Annotated in this window: 16 protein-coding genes; 5 read left to right on the top strand and 11 right to left on the bottom strand. The window is 70.7% G+C overall.

The window, feature by feature from the left end; all coding sequences use genetic code 11:
- Positions 1-46: 46 nt before the first annotated feature.
- From M8I34_RS07425 to M8I34_RS07405, 5 genes are all read right to left on the bottom strand, one after another.
- Positions 47-409 (bottom strand): hypothetical protein, encoded by a 363-nt coding sequence (locus M8I34_RS07425; RefSeq protein WP_030987136.1) that lies wholly within the window; start codon positions 407-409, stop codon positions 47-49.
- A 5-nt stretch (positions 410-414) separates the two neighbouring features.
- Entirely contained in the window at positions 415-1,092 is a 678-nt protein-coding gene (locus M8I34_RS07420) for a putative Ig domain-containing protein (protein WP_250048472.1), read from the bottom strand.
- Between the two features lie 310 nt (positions 1,093-1,402).
- Entirely contained in the window at positions 1,403-1,969 is a 567-nt protein-coding gene (locus M8I34_RS07415; protein ID WP_250048471.1) for a histidine phosphatase family protein, read from the bottom strand.
- A gap of 43 nt (positions 1,970-2,012) precedes the next feature.
- Positions 2,013-2,465 carry a GNAT family N-acetyltransferase gene (locus M8I34_RS07410; RefSeq protein ID WP_244415895.1) on the bottom strand — a complete coding sequence of 151 codons (453 nt, stop codon included), beginning with the start codon at positions 2,463-2,465 and terminating at the stop codon, positions 2,013-2,015.
- A 114-nt stretch (positions 2,466-2,579) separates the two neighbouring features.
- Positions 2,580-4,085: a PLP-dependent aminotransferase family protein gene (locus tag M8I34_RS07405; RefSeq protein ID WP_250048470.1), complete on the bottom strand. Its 1,506-nt coding sequence runs from the start codon at positions 4,083-4,085 to the stop codon at positions 2,580-2,582.
- Between M8I34_RS07405 and M8I34_RS07400 the strand changes: the two genes are divergently transcribed.
- Both M8I34_RS07400 and M8I34_RS07395 read left to right on the top strand, forming a co-directional pair.
- Positions 4,084-5,079 carry a DMT family transporter gene (locus M8I34_RS07400; protein ID WP_250048469.1) on the top strand — a complete coding sequence of 332 codons (996 nt, stop codon included), beginning with the start codon at positions 4,084-4,086 and terminating at the stop codon, positions 5,077-5,079. The two genes, M8I34_RS07405 and M8I34_RS07400, sit on opposite strands and share 2 nt — an antisense overlap.
- A 204-nt stretch (positions 5,080-5,283) precedes the next feature.
- Complete coding sequence (locus M8I34_RS07395) at positions 5,284-5,493, top strand: DUF1918 domain-containing protein (protein WP_244415892.1); 210 nt, start codon at positions 5,284-5,286, stop codon at positions 5,491-5,493.
- Between the two features lie 115 nt (positions 5,494-5,608).
- On the opposite strand, the gene M8I34_RS07390 is transcribed toward M8I34_RS07395, so the two are convergent.
- The gene (locus M8I34_RS07390) at positions 5,609-6,835 is read right to left on the bottom strand and encodes a glycoside hydrolase family 10 protein (RefSeq protein ID WP_250048468.1); all 1,227 of its coding nucleotides are present in this window, start codon (positions 6,833-6,835) and stop codon (positions 5,609-5,611) included.
- Between the two features lie 159 nt (positions 6,836-6,994).
- Between M8I34_RS07390 and M8I34_RS07385 the strand changes: the two genes are divergently transcribed.
- The 3 genes from M8I34_RS07385 to M8I34_RS07375 all read left to right on the top strand — a co-directional run bounded on the left by M8I34_RS07385 (position 6,995) and on the right by M8I34_RS07375 (position 12,642).
- Positions 6,995-7,852, top strand: a complete 858-nt coding sequence (locus tag M8I34_RS07385) for a 3-hydroxybutyryl-CoA dehydrogenase (RefSeq protein ID WP_244415890.1) — start codon at positions 6,995-6,997, stop codon at positions 7,850-7,852.
- Positions 7,853-9,554: 1,702 nt separating this feature from the next.
- Positions 9,555-9,818 (top strand): MbtH family NRPS accessory protein, encoded by a 264-nt coding sequence (locus M8I34_RS07380; protein ID WP_250048467.1) that lies wholly within the window; start codon positions 9,555-9,557, stop codon positions 9,816-9,818.
- A gap of 46 nt (positions 9,819-9,864) precedes the next feature.
- Positions 9,865-12,642: a LuxR family transcriptional regulator gene (locus M8I34_RS07375; protein ID WP_250048466.1), complete on the top strand. Its 2,778-nt coding sequence runs from the start codon at positions 9,865-9,867 to the stop codon at positions 12,640-12,642.
- Between the two features lie 105 nt (positions 12,643-12,747).
- On the opposite strand, the gene M8I34_RS07370 is transcribed toward M8I34_RS07375, so the two are convergent.
- The 5 genes from M8I34_RS07370 to M8I34_RS07350 form a co-directional block, all read right to left on the bottom strand.
- The gene (locus M8I34_RS07370) at positions 12,748-14,208 is read right to left on the bottom strand and encodes a cation:proton antiporter (RefSeq protein ID WP_250048465.1); all 1,461 of its coding nucleotides are present in this window, start codon (positions 14,206-14,208) and stop codon (positions 12,748-12,750) included.
- Positions 14,209-14,271: 63 nt separating this feature from the next.
- Positions 14,272-15,441, bottom strand: coding sequence for an acyl-CoA dehydrogenase family protein (locus tag M8I34_RS07365; protein ID WP_250048464.1), 1,170 nt, complete (start codon positions 15,439-15,441; stop codon positions 14,272-14,274).
- Positions 15,438-15,911, bottom strand: a complete 474-nt coding sequence (locus tag M8I34_RS07360) for a YbaK/EbsC family protein (protein ID WP_250048463.1) — start codon at positions 15,909-15,911, stop codon at positions 15,438-15,440. The genes M8I34_RS07365 and M8I34_RS07360 overlap by 4 nt, the downstream gene beginning before the upstream one ends.
- Positions 15,908-17,494 (bottom strand): amino acid adenylation domain-containing protein, encoded by a 1,587-nt coding sequence (locus M8I34_RS07355; RefSeq protein ID WP_250048462.1) that lies wholly within the window; start codon positions 17,492-17,494, stop codon positions 15,908-15,910. The genes M8I34_RS07360 and M8I34_RS07355 overlap by 4 nt, the downstream gene beginning before the upstream one ends.
- Positions 17,469-18,248 (bottom strand): thioesterase II family protein, encoded by a 780-nt coding sequence (locus tag M8I34_RS07350; RefSeq protein WP_250048461.1) that lies wholly within the window; start codon positions 18,246-18,248, stop codon positions 17,469-17,471. The genes M8I34_RS07355 and M8I34_RS07350 overlap by 26 nt, the downstream gene beginning before the upstream one ends.
- Positions 18,249-18,252: the final 4 nt, after the last annotated feature.

Here is an 18,252-nt window from a genome sequence, read left to right as displayed (position 1 = left end):
GCCCTAGTACGCCGGGCGTGCCCGGCGCGCCGTAGCGGTCCGCGCCTCAGCGGGGCAGGGCGTGGCGCCGGTAGGTGACCTGGTTGTGGCGCACGTGGGTGACCTCGACGGCCAGGTGGCGGTCCGGACCGAGAGGGAAGTGCGCGGTGCAGCGCACCTCCGCGTACGGCACGGGCCGGAGGTCGCCGGAGCAGCGCACCGCCTCCGGCCCGCCGCGGAAAGGCAGGGTCAGCTGGCCGCTGAGCGTTCTGGCGATCTCGGTGCGCGGCACGGTGTGGGTGCCGCCGTCGACCTCGCTGGTGGCCTCGCGGGCGCGGAGATGGACGGCGGCGAGCGCGAGCACCCCCGCCGTGGCGAGGGCCGTGACCAGGCCGATGACCAGGGCGCGCAGTGACGGATGCGCGGTCACCGCCGTCAGCTCCGGGTGTCGCGGGGGCGCCGGCGGCGGAGAGCTCCCCAGCCTGCCGCGGCCAGCAGCAGCACACCGGTCAGGGTGGTGGCCGTCCGGCCGGTGCCGGCCGCCCCGCCGGCGCCGGTGTCCGCACCGCCCTGGGGCACGACCTCGTCGGCGCCACCGGAGACGATCATGGTGCCGGTGAGGGTCTTCCGGCCGTCACCGGATTCCGCACCGCGCTCTTCGCCACGTCCGTGGCCGTGGCCGTCCGCCTTGCCGCTTGCCCCGCCCTGCTCCTCGTCGCCCGCCCGGCCGGGGTCCAGGGCGCTCTGCCGGGCTCCGGAGGTGCCGCCGCAGGTGAGGGTGACCTGGTAGGAGCCGGGCGCGGTGCCCTCCGGCACGATCGCGGTGCCACTGATCTCGCCGCTCTGGGCGGACAGCTGCATCGCGGGGATGTCCGCGTCGTCGAAGGTGGCCTCCGCGGTGTCCCCCTGGCAGCTGCCGCCGTCGGAGACGGAGAACCCGGCGCCTGGTGCCACCGGGTCGGGCTGAACGACCACGGTCTGCGCGGTGTCCGCAGCGGACTCGGTCCCGGTCCCGGTGGCGGCGTCAGCCCCCTCGCCCTCGCCGAACAGCATGACGGGCACCACCAGGGCGCCGGCCGCCAGCGCGTACAGAGCAATGTGGCGTATGTGCATAACCCGAGAGAAGCGCCCGGCCCGGCGGTGCGCACCTCGATGGTGCGCCGCGCCCGGGGCCAACTGCCGCGGATGGCCTCCGCCGTCGCCTCTCTCCGCAGGTCACAAGGGTGCGTACGCCCCGGGCGGCGGAACGGGCGGGATGGGCTTTCCGGGTGGTGCACACCCCCGCCGGCCCCGGCACACACCCCGCGACGGCGGCAGCACGGCCTCCCTCATGACCGCGGCCGCCGGGAAGACCCTGGCCGCCGGGGCGAGCGGACCGGCCGTCCCCGCCTACGACAGGCCCCGGCACCACCCGTGCACCGCGTCACCCCGCCAGCTGGAGGTCCCACTTGCCCGACCGGCCGGTGAGGGTGGTCACCGACAGCGGCTGGACGTCTATCCGCCAGTACGAGTGCGGCGGCGCCTGGAGCGCATAGACCAGGGCGGCGCGGACGACACCGGGCTCGGCGACCGCGAGCAGCCCGTCGGCGTCCTCGACCGGCCGGGTGTCCAGCCAGCGGCCGACCCGGCTGATGAACGCCAGCAGTGACTCCCCGCCGTGCGGTGCGGACCGCGGGTCGGCCAGCCAGGTGTCCACCGCGCGCGGTTCGTCGGCGGCCACCTCGCCCAGCGTGCGGCCGGTCCAGCGCCCCATGTCGCAGTCGCGCAGCGCCGGTTGGGCGAGCGGGCGCAGCCCGAGGACCTCGCCGGTGTCCCGGCAGCGGGCGGACGGTGAGCAGTAGCGCAGTTCGGCGGCGGCGAGCCGGCACAGGACGGGCGCGGCCCGCTCGGCCTCGCGCCACCCTGCGGCGTCGAGCGGCCGGTCGTCACCGAACCGCGTTCCGAGCAGCGAGGAGCGGCCCGCGGCGAGCAGCTTGAGTCGGACGCTCATCCGCCGATGGTAAGAGCCGCGCCGCCCCCGCGGACCCGGTTGATCAGATCTCGACAGGCCCCGGGTCGATCAGCCCGAGGGTCATCCACTGTTCCGGGGACACCAGGGCGCGAAAGCCGACCTTCTCGTACACGCCGTGGGCGTCTTTGGTGGCGAGCGTGAGCCGGCTCAGACCGCAGGGCGTCAGATGGTCGGCTATGGCCTCGACCAGGGCGGTGCCCAGGCCCCTGCCGCGGTCGTCGCGGCAGATGTAGACGTCGCAGAGCCAGGCGAAGGTGGCGTGGTCGGTGACCACCCGGGCGTACCCGGCCTGACGGCCGGAACCGGTCTCGTACAGGCCGAAGTTGAGCGAGCCCGCGACGGCGCGGTCCTGGAGCTCCCGGGGCCGGTCCACGGCCCAGTAGGAGTCGGTGGACAGCCAGTGGTGGACCCGGTCGGCGTCCAGGCGCGCCGGGTCGGTGGAGATCTCGTAGCCGTCGAGGGCGTGATCGTTCATGCCGGGAGGTTCGCAGAAGGGCCGGGGCGGCGTCGAACCGATTGCCGGGGTGGACCGTGCCGCCGCCCCGCCGGCCTCGTGGGGATCGGTCCGCGCACCCCCGCCTCCGGCCCGTCAGCCCACCGCGACCCCCACCTCCTCGCACGCCGCACGGAGCCTGCGGACACCTTCGGTGATCTCGGCCGTGCCGGCGGCGGCCGCGAAGCTCAGCCGCAGGTGCGCGGCCGGCGGCTCGGCGGCGAAGTACGGCCGGCCGGCCGCGACCGCGACGCCCGCCCGCAGCGCCGCACCGGTCAGCGCCGCCTCGTCGGTGCCGTCCGGCAGCCGCAGCCAGAGGTGGTAGCCGCCCGGCGGGACGTAGAGGCCGCCCGGCGCGGGGGCGTTGCCGTACGCCGCTCCGTGCCCCCCGTCCCGCTCGGCGAGTGCGGGAAGGTGCTGGTGCAGGGCCGCGGTCAGGGCGTTCCGGCGGGTGGTCAGCTCACCGGCGATCAGCCGTAGATGGCGGGCCCAGGCGGGCGATCCGACGAGTTCCAGGGCGGCTTCCTGGAGCGGGCCCGGCACGAAGAAGCTGTCCACGACCTGGATGGCGCGCAGCCGGTCGAGAACCGGGCCGTGGGCGGCCAGGGCGCCGACCCGGAGGTTGGGCGAGGTGGCCTTGGTGAGCGAGCGGACATGGACGACCGTGCCGTCCCGGTCGTCCGCGATCAGGGTCGGCGGCAGCGCGGGGGCGTCGCCGTGGGCCAGCAGCCGCGCGAAGTCGTCCTCGATCACGAAGGCGCCGGCCGCGCGGGCCACCCGCAGCACCTCGCGCCGCCGCCCGTCGGCCAGCACCGCGCCGGTCGGGTTCTGGAACAGCGGCTGGCAGACGAACAGCCGCGCGCCGCTGGCACGGAAGGCATCGGCGAGCAGATCCGTACGGACCCCGTCCGCGTCCACCGGTACGGGGACCGGCCGCAGCCCGGAGGCGCGGGCCACCGCCAGCATGCCCGGGTAGGTCGGGGACTCGACGAGCACCGGCGCGCCGGGGGCGGCGAGGGCGCGCAGCGCGGCGGTCAGCGCGCTCTGGCCGCCCCCGGTGATCAGGACGTCGCTGGCGGCGAGCGGGCCACCGGGGCCGGCGATCTCCCGTGCGAACCAGGCCCGCAGTTCCGGCACGCCGCCGACGATGGGCCGTGCCCAGGCGCCGGGCCGCCGTCCGGCCCGCGCCAGTGCGGCGGCCAGGGCGCGTTCGGGCTGGAGATCGGGGTGCAGATAGCCGCCGATGAGTTCGATGACACCGGGGGCGGGGGTGGCGAGCGTGGCGAGGACTCCCGAGGCGTCGACGCTGCGCGGCACCTGGTCACCGGCGGGCTCGGCGCTCAGCGCGATCTCCTGCCAGGAGGTGTCGAGCGGCCGGGGCGTCTCACTGCGCGGCTCGGCCCGGAAGGCCCCCGCGCCCGGCCGGGTCACGACCAGGCCCTCCGCCGCCAGCTCCGCGAGCGCCCGGGAGACGGTCACCGGACTGACCCGATGGCGCTCCACGAGAACACGGCTCGACGGCAGCTTCTCTCCTGGAGAGTAGCGATTCAGCTCCGTACGGAGGACTGCGGCCAGTTCCGATCCACTGCTACGCTCTTGCATGAGAGACAACGATAGCGCTACCGCCTCGGTCGCGATAGCGGTCAGCACCCCCGGCGCCCCGGCCGCCCCTGTCCAGGGCACCCCGGGCAACCCCGTCGAGGGCGCCCCGGAGCCCGCCGCTCCCGCCCGCAGCGCCCTCGTCAGCCGTGGCGCCCTGCTCGCCGCACTCGGCGTCGCCACCTTCTCGCTCACCTTCCCCGCGACCGCCTGGGCGCTGGAGGGCATGGGGCCGTGGACGGTCGTGATGCTGCGCAGCGTGCTGGCCACCGCGCTGGCCGGCGGCGCGCTGGCCGTGTTCCGGGTACGTCCTCCGGAGCGGCGCCACTGGGCGGGCATCGCCGTGGTCGCGGGCGGCGTGGTCCTCGGCTTCCCGCTCCTGACGACCCTCGCGCTGGAGACCTCCACCACCTCGCATGCCGCCGTCGTCGTCGGCCTGCTGCCGCTGACCACCGCCGCCTTCTCGGCCGTACGGACCGGCGCCCGGCCCTCCCGTACCTTCTGGATCGCCTCCCTGGTCGGCGCCGTCGTCGTCATCGGTTTTGCGGTGCAGCAGAGCGGCGGGGCGCCGGGCCGCGGGGATCTGCTGCTGTTCGCGGCCCTGCTGGTGTGCGCGGCCGGCTACACCGAGGGCGGCCGCCTCGCCCGCCATATGCCGGGCTGGCAGGTGATCGGCTGGGCGCTGGTACTGGCGCTTCCGGTGACGGTGGCGGGCGCGGCTCTCGCGCTGTCCACGGAGCCGCTGCGGCTCACGGTGCATGCGGTGAGCGGGCTGCTGTGGCTGGCGTTCGGCTCGCAGTTCCTCGGGATGGTCGCCTGGTACCGCGGCATGGCCGCGATCGGCATCTCCAAGGCGAGCCAGTTGCAGCTCGCCCAGCCGCTGCTGACGCTGGTGTGGTCCGTGCTGCTGCTCGGCGAACAGCTGCCGCCGGCCGCCCCCGCGGCGGCACTGGCCGTCCTGGCGTGCATCGCCGTCACCCAGCGGACCCGTGGATGACGGCCCGGCCGCCGGAGCGGAACGAATGCGTACGTACCGGGTGCGGTCACGACCCGCGGACGTAAAATTGCCGCGACGGCAGGTACCGCCGTCGCGGGTCACGCCAGGACCGTGAACCGTGGAAACCCTTGGCCGTTCAACCGCCGGCCGTCGCACTGGTCGGCCTGCCGGTCGTACGGCCGCCCCGAGGCGGGGAGGACCCTGATGCATGCAAACAGGGGCGACCGGCTGGTGGTGCACGGCAGGACCGTCGGGCATCACGACCGGGTCGTCGAAATCGTCGAAGTCATGGGAACGGACGGCGACCCGCCCTACCGCGTCCGCGGCGAGGACGGGCACGAGGCGATCGTGTCGCCCGGCCCCGACTGCGTCGTCCGGCACGGCAAGGCCACCGACGCCGACCCCGGCCGCTAGGGCGTGTCTTAGACACCGCCACCGGCCGGCACACACCGACCCCGGCCGGTGACGGACTCCCCCGGCGGACCGCCGTCGCGGCCCGCGTGGACCCCTCCGGCGCCTGTGCGGACCCCTAGGTGCGCGCCGCGCCCGAGTAGTGGTCCCGCACGACCCGCGCCATGGCGCCCGCCCGGTCCTTGGCCACCTCCTTCGCCGAGAAGTAGACATGGCCGCCCACCTGCGGATAGCCGCGGGCGAAGGTGAGGTGGCGGGAGAGCTCGGCCGGATCCTTCCAGGCGGCGGGCTCCGTATTGCCCGCCTTGTAGAGGGCCTCGCCGATGTAGAGGTCCACTCCGGTGCCGTCGACGGTCCGCGCCCACCAGGGCACGAGTTCGGCGTAGTCGGCGGCCGCGAAGCCGAGCGGCCAGTAGACCTGCGGCACGATGTAGTCGATCCACCCCTCGCGCACCCAGCGACGGGTGTCGGCGTACAGATCGTCGTAGGTCTGGACCCCGGCCTGGGTACGGGAGCCCTGCTGATCGGTGCCGCGATTGCGCCAGACCGCGAAGGGGCTGACCCCGAACCGCACCCGGCGCCCGGCCCGCCGGCCCCCGTCCTCGAGCTTGCGCGCCATCTCGTACACCAGCCGGTCGATGTTGTCCCGGCGCCAGGCGGCCCGGCTCTCGAAGCCGCTGCCGTACCGCTCGAACGCCGCGTCGTCGTCGAAGCGCTGCCCCGCGGCCGGATACGGATAGAAGTAGTCGTCGAAGTGCACACCGTCGACGGGGTAGCGCTGCACCGCGTCGAGCATCGCGTCCTGGACGAAGCTCCGGACCTCCGGCAGCCCGGGGTTGTAGTAGAGCTTGCCGCCGTACGGGAGGACCCAGCCCGGGTTCCGGCGGGCGGGGTGGTCCGGCGTGAGCCGTCCGGGGTCGGTGTGGTTGGCGACCCGGTACGGATTGAACCAGGCGTGCAGTTCGAGGTTGCGCCGGTGGGCCTCGCGGACCGCGAAGTCGAGCGGATCCCAGCCCGGGTCGCGGCCCTGCTGCCCGGTCAGGTACTGCGCCCACGGCTCGAACGGGGAGGGCCACAGGGCATCGGCGGTGGGCCGCACCTGGAAGAACACCGCATTGAGCTTGCGGGCGACGGCCCGGTCGAAGTGGGCGCGCAGTTCGCGCTGTTGCTCGGCGGGCGGGAGCTTCGCGCTGGAGGGCCAGTCCAGGTTGGCGACGGTCGCCAGCCACATGCCCCGCATCTCGCGCCGCGCCACCCCGTCCGCGGCCGCCGCCCCCGCGGTGAGCAGCGAAGACGCCGCCCCCATCGCGGCGACGGCAAAACCCCTGCGTGTGATACGTCTCATCAAAAGTCCCCAGGTTGTCCGGTTCGTCCCGTCCTGAGGGCTCAGAATGCCCGCCCCGCCACGCTTAGCACAGCACCCCGCGGAGTAACGTCGGGGCCGAGGCGGGCGCCGGACCCTTACGGCATACCGCCGGTCCTGAAGATCAGCGAAAGGCACGATGTGACCGACATCGAACGCGTCGGAGTGGTCGGTTGCGGCCAGATGGGCGCAGGCATCGCCGAGGTGTGCGCCCGCGCCGGACTGGACGTCATGGTCGCCGAGACCACCGGCGAAGCTCTGGAGCTGGGTCGCACCCGTTTGACCAACTCTCTCGGCAAGGCCGCCGAGCGCGGCAAGATCACCGCCGAGGAGCGCGACGCGACGCTCGACCGGCTCAGCTTCACCACCGACCTCGGAGAGTTCGCCGACCGCGATCTCGTCATCGAGGCCGTCGTGGAGAACGAGCAGGTCAAGACCGAGATCTTCCAGGTCCTCGACCAGGTGATCACCCGGCCGGACGCCATCTTGGCGTCCAACACCTCGTCGATCCCGCTGGTGAAGCTGGCGGTCGCCACCTCCCGGCCGGACCAGGTCATCGGGATCCACTTCTTCAACCCGGCACCGGTGCAGAAGCTCGTCGAGCTGATCCCCGCGCTGACCACCGGCGAGGAGACCATCAAGCGGGCCGAGGCCCTGGTGCAGGACGTGCTGGAGAAGCATGCGATCCGCGCCCAGGACCGCTCGGGCTTCGTCGTCAACGCCCTGCTCATCCCGTATCTGCTCTCCGCGATCCGGATGTTCGAGTCGGGCATCGCCAGCCGCGAGGACATCGACAACGGCATGGAGATGGGCTGCGCCCACCCGATGGGCCCGCTCAAGCTGACCGACCTGATCGGCCTGGACACCGTCGCCTCGGTCGCCGAGTCGATGTACCACGAGTACAAGGAGCCGCTGTACGCCGCTCCCCCGCTGCTCGCCCGGATGGTCGACGCGGGCCGGCTGGGGCGGAAGTCCGGGTCGGGGTTCTACTCGTACTAGCCCGCACCCGCGTGCGCGACGACGCCGCCGACCGGCGCTGCTCCAGGGCGAGTTCACCCGGGGCAGCGCCGGCGGCAGGGCTGCCGTCGGCTGGACTCCCACGACGGTCGCCAGGCTCTCAGCCACGCAACGCCGCCTGGTCGATGCGGACCGCACGGAACACCGTCACGGCATGAGACCCCCGCAGGCTCCGACGGCTCTGACGCCGTGATCACACCGGCCTCATCAAGGTCGCCCCATCCGTGACCAGCGGGCGGGACACCCCACTTGGGGCGGCCAGTCACCCGGTATCAGCCCTCAGCCCGCGCCTGGCCGCGCGAAGAGGTGAGTGAGCAAGGGCCTGATCGGACCCCAGCGCGCTTATTCAATCGACAAAAATCGCGGAGTGACCGCCGAAGAGCGCGAATGTGACCTGGACCACATTCACATTCTCGTCGACTTGCTCCATAGATTGACAATCTCGGCATACGGCGCATCGAGGCGCCGCCCGGCCCAACCCCGTCGGGAATGCCAAGTGACTTACGCCAACAAGGGCGGTCGCTACTCCTTGACGCGTTCGATTACTCCTCGTATGGTGGCCCTGCTTAAGATTGCGGTTGCGTTCATCCTGAAATTGCGATGACGCACTGGATTGTCGCGGGGGCGCGGGGGGCATGGGGGTACGGGGATACGAAATGGCACAAAGCGTTCTTGATGTGCCTGGCGGGGATCCGGGGTCTCACGGATACCTCAAAGACTTCCCATAAAGGATGCCCTCCTCCGATTCCTGATACCCCGATAGCTTTCCATCGAGATGCTTCGGATCACGGTGGGATGGCGACGGTTTCAAGTATGGGGCAGAGGCCTTACGGGCGGACACCTCTTTATCATTAACCATGCGCCGACGGTGTTGGAAGATTTTACTAGGGCGCTACACAACAGCCCTATCCGAAAAGGCAGCTCAACCCATGCGCTCACCTAGTGCGGAGGCGTTAGTGGCAGTCAAGAATGTGCCGTGCGGAGACATTGGCGATCTTGTCGTAGTTGACTCCTTCGCCCTCTACAGGCTGGCCCTGGGGCATACGGAAGCCGCCCAGTCGCTCATGGAATCAGTCCGCAATGGGGATCTTCGCGTCGAGACGCCTGCCGTCGCATTCGCCGTGGCCTGCGGCATGAGGACGTGCTGGGACAGCGACTGTTCACAGGACCACCGGCCCAGCTCGGGTTCCGCGCTGCAAAGCCTGCACTCCCGTGCGGGTGTGGAAGTGGTCCACCCGAGCTTATCCGATTCGATATCCGCCGGCCGTCACTATGCGAACTGCGTGGACAGGCACTTGGACGGGTCAGAGGTTCTGGCCGCCTGTCATGCCCGCCTGCTCGCCGAAACGCACAATGCCACGCTTGTTTCCACTGCGCGCGCATCGTATTGCTATGTTCAACCCCATGCGGAGCTTCCTGTCCAGGTCAGATTGATCTAAGAGGGCGTGCACCTCGGCCTTTCGCCTGGCTTGCCAGTTCAACTGGCGGGCCATTTCAAGTTGTTGCCGTGAAAGCAGGAGTTCCGGTGGCCCGGCTGCCGCGAACACGATGCTGAAATGATCGCGATCCTGACCCGTAAATATGCACTTCCAAGTTGGCGCGGCCTCGGTTAGATTGAGTTCGCCGTACGAATGACTGAGCGCCCCTTACTTGCAGTTACACAAAGCTCTATGTAGGGAGAAGTATGTCTACCGACAGGTCAGAGCGCCATCTCGTGGTGGTCAATGCCGAAGAGCAGTACTCCATCTGGCCCGAGGGAAAGACACTCCCGTCCGGCTGGCGAGCCGTGCAGGAGCCGGCCCCCAAAGAGCAGTGCTTGGCATACATAGAGACGCACTGGACCGACATGCGGCCCTTGAGCCTGCGTCGCACGATGGCGGCCGACAAAGCTGCTCTGAGTACGACGGAAACGGCGCCTCAGAGGGAGACCGCCGTTCATGGTGTATAGCAGATCATCTCCACAGTACACATCAGCCGAAAAAGCCAGGCTGACGGTGGAGGAGGTGATATGCCTGCTCGATCCGAAGCATTCCCGGCCGGCCACCGTGGAGATTCAAGGCGAGCCCTGGATCGGCAAGACCCGGTTGCTCCAGCAGATTCTCGGGGCGGCGCGACAACGGGGCTGGGCCGTCGCCCACGCCGCGGCGGGCCCCCCTGCGGGCGCGTCGCCCTACCAACTCTTCGCCGATGCCTTCGAAGAGGTGCTGTCCGAACGGGCCGACGAGGTGTTCCGGTCCGTACCGGTCGCCTACCAGCGTGCCCTCGGCCTGGTGTTCCCCGCCCTCGACCGGAAGGCCCAGAGCGGTTCCGTGCCGGTCCCGGCGGGCACGGTGGGATCGGCGCTGCGTCAGGTCCTGCGCGAACTGGCCGGGTCACAGGGCCTGGTGCTGGCACTGGACAACGTCCACTGGGCGGACCCGGCCTCACTGGAACTGCTGGAGAGCCTCGTCCGCAGGCCGCCCGGTGCCCGGCTGTTGATCGCGGTCACCCACCGGAACCGGCAGTCGCCGCTTCATCTACGCGGGCTCCTGGCGTCCCTTTCCGGATCGTACCGGATCGCGCTCGGCCCCCTGCCCGAGCAGGAGCTCGCCGCCCTCTTACCGAAGCGCATGGTCCGGCCGTCACGCAAGAACCTCATCAGCCGCGCGGGCGGAAATCCAGGACTCTTACTGGCCCTGTCGGATTCCCCGGAAAACTGCGAGGGCACCGAATCCGGCGACTTGACGCTCGCACCGTTCGCCCGCTTCCTGGACGAATTCCGCGCCGTATCCGATGACGGCTGGCTCGCCGCGCAGTCCGCCGCCATTCTGGGCGACACATTCACCCTCCCGGAGATGCAGTCCGTGGCCGCACTGCCCACGGAGCGCCTCGTGGGGGCCGTGACAGAACTCCTGCGCGAGGACATCATCCGGCTTTGCCGGACAGCGGACACCTACTGCTTCCGCCATCCCATCCTGCGGGAAACGGTGTACCGCACCACCGGTGAAGAATGGCGGCTGGCCGCTCATTCCGCCGCGACCCAGCTCATGCGCATGCCCGTGCCGAGTACCTATCCGGCGCTCGAACCCATGCCGTCCCGGACCCCGGCGGCCGACCGGGTCCGGTCGAGACTGCTGCCGAACGAAGCCGGCCACTCCCCCGGCGACGAGACCAGGATCTACGAGCAGCGTGTCCGCACGGGTAAAGCCCTGGTCGTCGCGGGACGGCCGAGGGAGGCCCTCGACATCCTCGACCGGACCTCCCGGCCCGGCGCCGATGTACCGCTCCTCGTCCGTGCGGAGGCGGCCGAGTGGCGGGCCTGGGCCCAGCGCTTGCTGGGCAGGCACTCCCTCGCCGAGTCGCTGCTCACGACGGTACGGGCCGAGGTGGCCGCCGAACCCGAGGCCCTCGCGCTGGTGGAGTTGGCACGGCTCGCGACCGTGCTGGAGCGGGGCAGCCTGCCCGACGACGAGCTGTCGACCGCCGTGCGGTGGGCCGCCGCTCAGCACGACCCGTTGGCCCGCGCGTACACCTGGGCGCTGCTCGGTGCCCAGGAAGCGGACTCGGGCCGCACCGGGCAGGCCGCCGTCCGGCTCCGTGAGGTGGCCGGCCTGCTCGACGGCCTGGACGACAGCACCCTCCTCGGACGGCTCGACGCTCTGTACTGGCTGGCCAGGGCCCAGGCCCGGCTGGAGCAGGAGGCCGAGGCCGCACGCCACTTCGAGCGGGGCCTCGGCATCGCGGTGGCGCATGAACTCGAGTATCTGGTCCCGCAGTTCGCCACCGGGCTCGCCGAGGTCTGCCTGCGTCAGGGGCGCATCGACCTCGCGGTCGAGTCGGGACGTCAGGCGATACGCGCCGCCGACCGGATCGGGGGTGCCTGCCTCCTGGCCGAGGCCGGTGCCGGGCTCGCCCGGGCGACGTGGGTCAGCGGTGACCAGGCGACTGCGTGGGACACGGCACGCAGGGCCGCGGAGCAGGCGGAGGCGTGGCGGGAACCCTGGGCGGACCGGGTGCGGCTGTCGCTGCTCGAGACGACGTTCGACACCCATGACCAGGAACTGTGCAAGGGGCTCCTGTCCATGGGGATCGTGCGGCGCGCCGCCACGTTCCCGATCGTCGCGCTGGTCCCGGCCGTCGGTGAGGTCCTGGCCCGGCTGGAGTCGGAGCGCAGTGGGTCGGACGCCGAGGCGGGGCGGTGGGCGACGGCGGCGGAAGAGGCCGCCGGCCGACTGCAACTGCCGGGTGCCACGGGACTGGCGCTCCTGGCCCGCGCGCACCACCACCGCAGCGCCGATCCGCTCAAGGCGGCCGCCTTCGCCTCCAGCGCGGTCGTGACACTGACCAGAGCGGGGCGGACTCTCGACGTGGCCCGCGCACACCTGGCGGCTGCGGCGGCCTGGAACGTCGTCGACTCCGCGGTGGCTCGCAGCCAGTTCAACGAAGCACGGCTGCTGCTGGACGAGTGCGGGGCACACGGCTATCTGGAACACACGGTCAGCCAGGCCGCGAACGGGGGCGGTCAGTCGGCCGACGCCAGACTGGCCCGGCTGAGTGGCCGGGAGCGGGAGATCTCGGTGCTGGTCAGCGACGGCTACACCAATCAGCAAATCGCCCGCGCGCTCGAACTCAGCCACAAGACGGTGGAGACCCACCTCGGCCGGATCTTCAAGAAGCTCAAGGTCGGTTCGCGCGCGCAGGTCGCTACGTCGATCGGCCGGGCGACCAGGATCACCGATACGCAGTTCCCCGGCCGCCAGACACTGCGGAGCGGCCGGAACCGGATCGCGTAGCGCCTGACCGGGAACCCGGGAGCGCAGCGGCAGCGCTGCCCTCCCGGGTTCGCACCGCACGTGGTCCGCCCTTCGCGGGGCGACGCGGCCGCCCCCACCCGGCGGTCAGCCCCGCTCGGTGGAGACGGCACCCGTCGGTTCCAGCTCCACGGTGCGCTCCGGCCCTTCGGCGGTCTCCTTCGCGTCGGAGGCCGGATCGGGTTTCAGGCCGAACATGTTGAGCATGGGAGTCGTCATCGCGGTGGTGATCAGCGCCACCAGCGTGAGGATCGCCAGGAGCCGCCGGTCGATGATCCCCGCCTGGTAGCCGATCTGAAGGACCACGAGTTCGGTCAGACCGCGGGCGTTGAGCAGCACCCCGAGCGTGAAAGCGGGCCGCCAGGGCATCCCCGTCATACGGGACACCAGAGCGGGCCCGAGCACCTTGCCGAGGACGGCCAGAGCGAGCAGCCCCGCCAAGGTGACCAGCGACGAGGCACCCCACCGCAGCGCACCGAGATCGAGGGTGAGGCCGAACCCGAAGAAGAAGAACGGCAGCAGCACGGACGCCGCGGTGCTCACCAGACGTTCGGCGGCCACCACAGCCGTGCGGTTCCCCTTGGGCCAGGCCACGCCGACCAGCAGTGCGCCGATCAGTTGATGCAGTCCTATGCTCGCGGTCAGCGCGGCCGTTCCGGTGACCAGTACGACCAGGAGCACCATGGTGGTACTGCCGTCCTTGTCCTTCTCCATCGTGGGCCATTTGACGAGGAGCCGGCGCAGCGGACCGAGGTAGAACAGCGCTATCACGATCGCGGCCAGGGCGTTGACCAGCACTCCCACCGGACTCGAACCGTGGGCGCCGGCCAGGATCGCCGCGAGGATCAGCCAGCTTCCGCCGTCGCCCAGCGCCGACGCGAAGAGACTGAGCCGCCCGGCCGGGGTGCGCATGATTCCCAGGTCGGCAAGGATGCGAGCCAGTACGGGAAAGGCCGTGATGCTCAGGGCGCAGCCCACGAAGAGCACGAAGGCGAGGGGATGCACCCCGTGCGCGGCGTAGTCGAGGAGCAGGACCGCCGCCGTTGTGCCCAGGGCGAAGGGCACCAGCATCGACGCCTGGCTGATCAGCAGGGCCTGCATCGCCGCTCCGCGAAGACGCATCCCCGACAGTTCCCGGCCCACCCCGAACATGAAGAGCACGAGGCCCAGTTGGGCCAGCCCGTTCAGCAGCTGCTGCGCCGACTGCGGAAACAGCCAGCCGGCCGCGTCCGGGGCGAACCTGCCGAACAGTGAGGGCCCCAGAGCCAGACCCGCGCAGATCTCCCCTACGACCCGGGGCTGGCGCAGCCACTCGGCCAGGAGGCCTCCCAGGCGAGCCGCGGCAAGAATCACCGCCGCGGCGAGCAGGAAGTGTCCGGAGACGTCGAGTCCATGACCGCTCGTCGCGCCCGAGGCGCCTTGGGGCCGGCCCCCCAGGACCACGGTGGCGATCATTCCGATCACCGCGAGCGGCAAGACGCCCCCCACCACCAAGGCCCCCCAGGGACGCTGCTTCTGCTCCTCGTCCGAACCGGGCAACCGCGCCATAACTCCCCCTACCCCTGTAAGTCTTCCCGTGCGAATGGTCCAGCCGAGGGTTCGGGCGGCCTTTCAGAGTTCGTACGACATGCCCTCAAAGATCATGTCGCGCATCAGCTCGCTGGCGCCCGCGGCGAGGGTCCCCGCCATGGCGTCGCGATAGTGGCGGGCCGCCGCCGAACCCTCGGTATAGCCCCGCGCGCCGTGGTACTGGACACAGACCTGCGCCGTCTCGACGGCCAGTTCCGTCGCCTTCAGCTTGAGAATCGAGGCGGTCTGGCTGTCGAGGTCACCTCTGCTGTGGCGCCACGCCGCCCGGTAGGCGTAGTGGCGTACCAGCTCGAACTCCGCCACCAGATCCGCCAGTCGGTGCTTGACCGCCTGCTTCGCGGCGAGCGGGGCGTCTCCCACCCGGTGCTCACGGACGAATGCGCCGAGCAGCGCAAGGCAGGAGTGCACGCCGCCGACGGCGAGGATCCCGGCGACCAACCGCTCGAACTCCAAGGCCCGCATCAGGTACATCAGGGCCCGGCCCGGACGGCCCAGGAACTGGTCGTCGCTCAACGGGACGCGATCGAAGCCGACGCGGCACACATCCGCGCTGCGCATGCCGAGCCCCGGCTCGGGCCGGCGGGTCACACCGGGGCTGTGGCCGTCGACGAGGACCAGGCTGGCCCCCGTCAGACCTCTGCTCGACGTGGCCTGGCGCGTCCTGACCAGCGTGACGAACAGGTCCGCCTGGGTGCCGTTCGTCACCGGGTGTTTGCAGCCGGTGAGGTAACGGCCCGACTCGTCGGCCGGCAGGGCCTGGGTACGCAGTCTGCTCAGATCCGAACCTGCCTCGTCCTCACTGATCGCCAACGCAACGACGCACTCCCCGCTGCGGATCGGCGGCAGATAGGTCTCCTTCTGTTCAGCGGTGCCGAACAGCTCCAGATAGGACGCGGCCATATAGGCGTGCACCCCGACGGCCGCCCGGATACCGGCGTACCCGGTGCGGCCCAGCTCCTCCAGGAAGACCGCACTGCGCAGAAAGTCCTCCCCGCTGTGCCCGAAGGCCAGCAGGCCCTGCTTGCCCAGCGTCCGCCACGCCTCGGCCGGGATGCGCGCGCTCCGTTCCCACTCCTGGGCATGGGGCAGCACCGACTGCGCGAGAAGGTGCCGCGTGCGCTCCCTGAACTCGCGGTGTCCGGCGAAGCCGTACGGGTCCGGTATGGCGGTCTCTCCGTCCGGCCGGCTCACTTGACGGAGACCACGGTGTGGTGGTCCAGGATCTCCGTGATCCTTCCTGAGATCTTGAAGACCGCGTGGGGTGTGCCGGCGGCGGCCCAGGTCTCCTCGAAGGCCAGCAGATCCTCGTCGACCAGCACCGTCAGCGGCTCGCGGTGGCACACCGGCGGCACGCCTCCGATGGCGTATCCGGTGGTCTGCTTGACGAACTCCGCGTCCGCCTTGCCGATCCTCCCGCCCACCCGTGCCGCGATGGTCTTCTCGTTCACCCGGTTCGGGCCACTGGCGAGCACCATCACCGGCTCGCCCGTTGGCTCCTTGCGGAACACCAGCGACTTGACGATCTGTGCCGTCCCACAGCCCAGAGCACTGGCTGCGTCCGCGGCGGTGCGGGGCGAGTCGGGCAGTTCGACCACGGTCAGATCCAGACCGCGCCGGTGGAGGGCGTCCTGAAACTGCTGCGCCCGCTTGCTGAGAGTCATAGCGGTGTAACTCCTGTTGTTCCGGGGCGAGAGGAGAGCAGCACGCGACGGTCGACCTTGCCGGTCGCCGTCAGCGGCAGCGAAGCACGGAGATGGATCGCGGAGGGGACCATGTACCCGGGCAGCCGGGTTCGCAGATGTGTCCGCAGCCCCTCGGGCGTGAGGTCCTCGCCGTGCGGCACGACGAAGGCGACGAGGGCCTTCTCCCCCGTCGCGAGCTCGGTGGCCATCACATAGCTCTGCTTCACCGTGGGATGGGACCTGATGTGGTGGGCCACTTCGCCGAGTTCGATGCGGAACCCGCTGATCTTCACCTGGTCGTCCTGCCGCCCTTGGAAGACCAGGTCTCCGTCGGCGCGCAGATAGGCACGGTCACCGGTGCGGTAGAGGCGCTCGGGCCGCCCGGCCACATCGCGGTCGATGAACCGCTGGCGCGTGATGCCCGGCATGCCCAGGTACCCGGGCGAAAGGCCGGCACCGGCCAGCAGTACCTCGCCGGTCTCACCCGGCGCACACAACTTCTCGCCGTCCACCACGTACAGGCGGGTGTTCTGTATCGGTCGCCCGATGGGGAGCGCCGGATCCTCCGGGCGCAGTTCCCTGACAGGGTGGAAGGTGGCGAAGGTCGTACATTCGGTGGGGCCGTACACGCTGACCAGCCGGTCCCGGCCGTAGTGCTGGAGAGCCTTCGCCATGTGCTTGAGCGAGTGCTCCTCACCGCCGGTGAGAAGGGTGTCGAGGCCGCCGAGGGTTTCCGGTGCCTCGATCACGACCGTGTTGAACAGGGCCGTGGTCAGGAACAGCACGGTGACACGGTGCTCGTCCAGTACCCGCTTCAGCTCGGACAGGCGCAGGTTCTTCCCCGGGTACAGCACACAGGTCCCGCCGTGGAGCAGCGCACCCCAGATCTCGAAGGTCGCCGCGTCGAAGGAGACCGGCGCCAGCTGCAACAGCCTGGCGTGCGCGTCAAGGCGTGCGTAGACGGCACCGAACACCAGCCGCGCTATGGCGTGGTGCTGGATCGGGACACCCTTGGGTTTACCGGTGGAACCCGAAGTGAAGTTGATGTACGCGACATCGTGAGAGCGGACGGGCACGACCGGGTTCGTCCGGCCGCGCGGCGGCTCGGCGTACACGGCCGGGACGACCTCGCACTCGGGAAAGCGCGCGGACAGAGCCTCGTTCCGGTCGGTGAGCACCCTGCGGCAGCGGGCGTCGCCGAACAGGGTCCGTAGCCGTTCATCGGGCCATGAGGCGTCGAAAGGCAGATAGGCCGCGCCGCATTTGAGCACCGCGAGCAGGCCGACGATCAGTTCCGGGGACCGCTCGACGCACACCCCTACGGTGTCCCCCGGGAGCACGCCCCGAGTCCGCAGCACGTCCGCGAGACCATTGGCGAGTTCATTGAGTTCGCCGTACGTCAGCTTCCGGTCGCGGTGGACAACGGCCACCGCGTCGACGTGCCGGGCCGCACAGTCCTCGAAGAGTTCATTGACGCCGGCCTCGTCGGGAAAGGGAACGGAGGTGCGGTTGATCTCCTGGTGGACCGACAGCGCCTCAGCTGTAGTGGCGAGGCTCTCCATTCGGGTCCTCCAATCGGGCGTTGATCACATCCAGCAAGGGCCGGCGGTGCGTTTCGAGGAAGAAGTGCCCGCCCGCGGTGCCGAGCAGTTCGCAGTCCCGCTCGGTGAAGTGCTTCCAGTCACGCATGGCCTCGCGCCCGTCGATCGGGTCGTCCTGCCCGTACAAGGCCGTGACCGGGACGTTCACGGCCTTGCCGTGCCGGTCACCCCACAACTCCGCCAGCCGGATCTCGGCGCGGATGGTCGGCAGGAAGAGCCTCATCAGCACTTTGTCGTCCAGGACTTCGGCCGGGGTGCCGCCCATGCCTCGCAGGGCGTCCAGAAAGCCGTCCTCCGTTAACTCGTGCATATACGGCCGGTGTTGAGGGTGACGGGGGCTGCGGGATCCGGAGACGAAGAGGTGGCGGGTGAGGTCACCGTGCTCGGCGCCGGCCACGTGAGCCAGTTCGTAGGCCAGTCGGGCCCCGAAGCTGTGGCCGTAGAAGGCGTGGGGCTCGTTCAGACAGGGGGCCAGGGCCGCGTAGGTGTCCGCGATCAGCGGTTCCCACTCGGTATACGGGCCCTCGGCCAGTCTCGGTCCCTTGCCGGGCAGCCTGACAGCGAGCAATTCCACATGAGCGCTGAGACCGTCCGCCCAGGCCCTGATGAGATCAGGGCTGCCGCCCGCGTAGGGGAAACAGATCAACCGGACGCCCGGCGTGGCGGACGCCGCCCTGAGGCGCACCAGCCATCTGTCGCTGTCAGGCCGCACCATGGCG

Origin of the sequence: Streptomyces sp. MCA2, from assembly GCF_023544705.1 — a bacterium.
Classification (GTDB): Bacteria; Actinomycetota; Actinomycetes; order Streptomycetales; family Streptomycetaceae; genus Streptomyces; species Streptomyces decoyicus.
Note: the sequence above shows the minus strand (reverse complement) of the source record. Positions and strands in the feature narration are given on the sequence as shown.

Excerpts from the sequence above, each read along its gene's own strand:
- M8I34_RS07420 (WP_250048472.1), bottom strand. The coding sequence starts at position 1,092 with ATGCACATACGCCACATTGCTCTGTACGCGCTGGCGGCCGGCGCCCTG.
- M8I34_RS07415 (WP_250048471.1), bottom strand. The coding sequence starts at position 1,969 with ATGAGCGTCCGACTCAAGCTGCTCGCCGCGGGCCGCTCCTCGCTGCTC.
- M8I34_RS07410 (WP_244415895.1), bottom strand. The coding sequence starts at position 2,465 with ATGAACGATCACGCCCTCGACGGCTACGAGATCTCCACCGACCCGGCG.
- M8I34_RS07400 (WP_250048469.1), top strand. The coding sequence starts at position 4,084 with ATGAGAGACAACGATAGCGCTACCGCCTCGGTCGCGATAGCGGTCAGC.
- M8I34_RS07405 (WP_250048470.1), bottom strand. The coding sequence starts at position 4,085 with ATGCAAGAGCGTAGCAGTGGATCGGAACTGGCCGCAGTCCTCCGTACG.
- M8I34_RS07395 (WP_244415892.1), top strand. The coding sequence starts at position 5,284 with ATGCATGCAAACAGGGGCGACCGGCTGGTGGTGCACGGCAGGACCGTC.
- M8I34_RS07390 (WP_250048468.1), bottom strand. The coding sequence starts at position 6,835 with ATGAGACGTATCACACGCAGGGGTTTTGCCGTCGCCGCGATGGGGGCG.
- M8I34_RS07380 (WP_250048467.1), top strand. The coding sequence starts at position 9,555 with ATGTCTACCGACAGGTCAGAGCGCCATCTCGTGGTGGTCAATGCCGAA.
- M8I34_RS07370 (WP_250048465.1), bottom strand. The coding sequence starts at position 14,208 with ATGGCGCGGTTGCCCGGTTCGGACGAGGAGCAGAAGCAGCGTCCCTGG.
- M8I34_RS07360 (WP_250048463.1), bottom strand. The coding sequence starts at position 15,911 with ATGACTCTCAGCAAGCGGGCGCAGCAGTTTCAGGACGCCCTCCACCGG.
- M8I34_RS07355 (WP_250048462.1), bottom strand. The coding sequence starts at position 17,494 with ATGGAGAGCCTCGCCACTACAGCTGAGGCGCTGTCGGTCCACCAGGAG.
- M8I34_RS07350 (WP_250048461.1), bottom strand. The coding sequence starts at position 18,248 with ATGGTGCGGCCTGACAGCGACAGATGGCTGGTGCGCCTCAGGGCGGCG.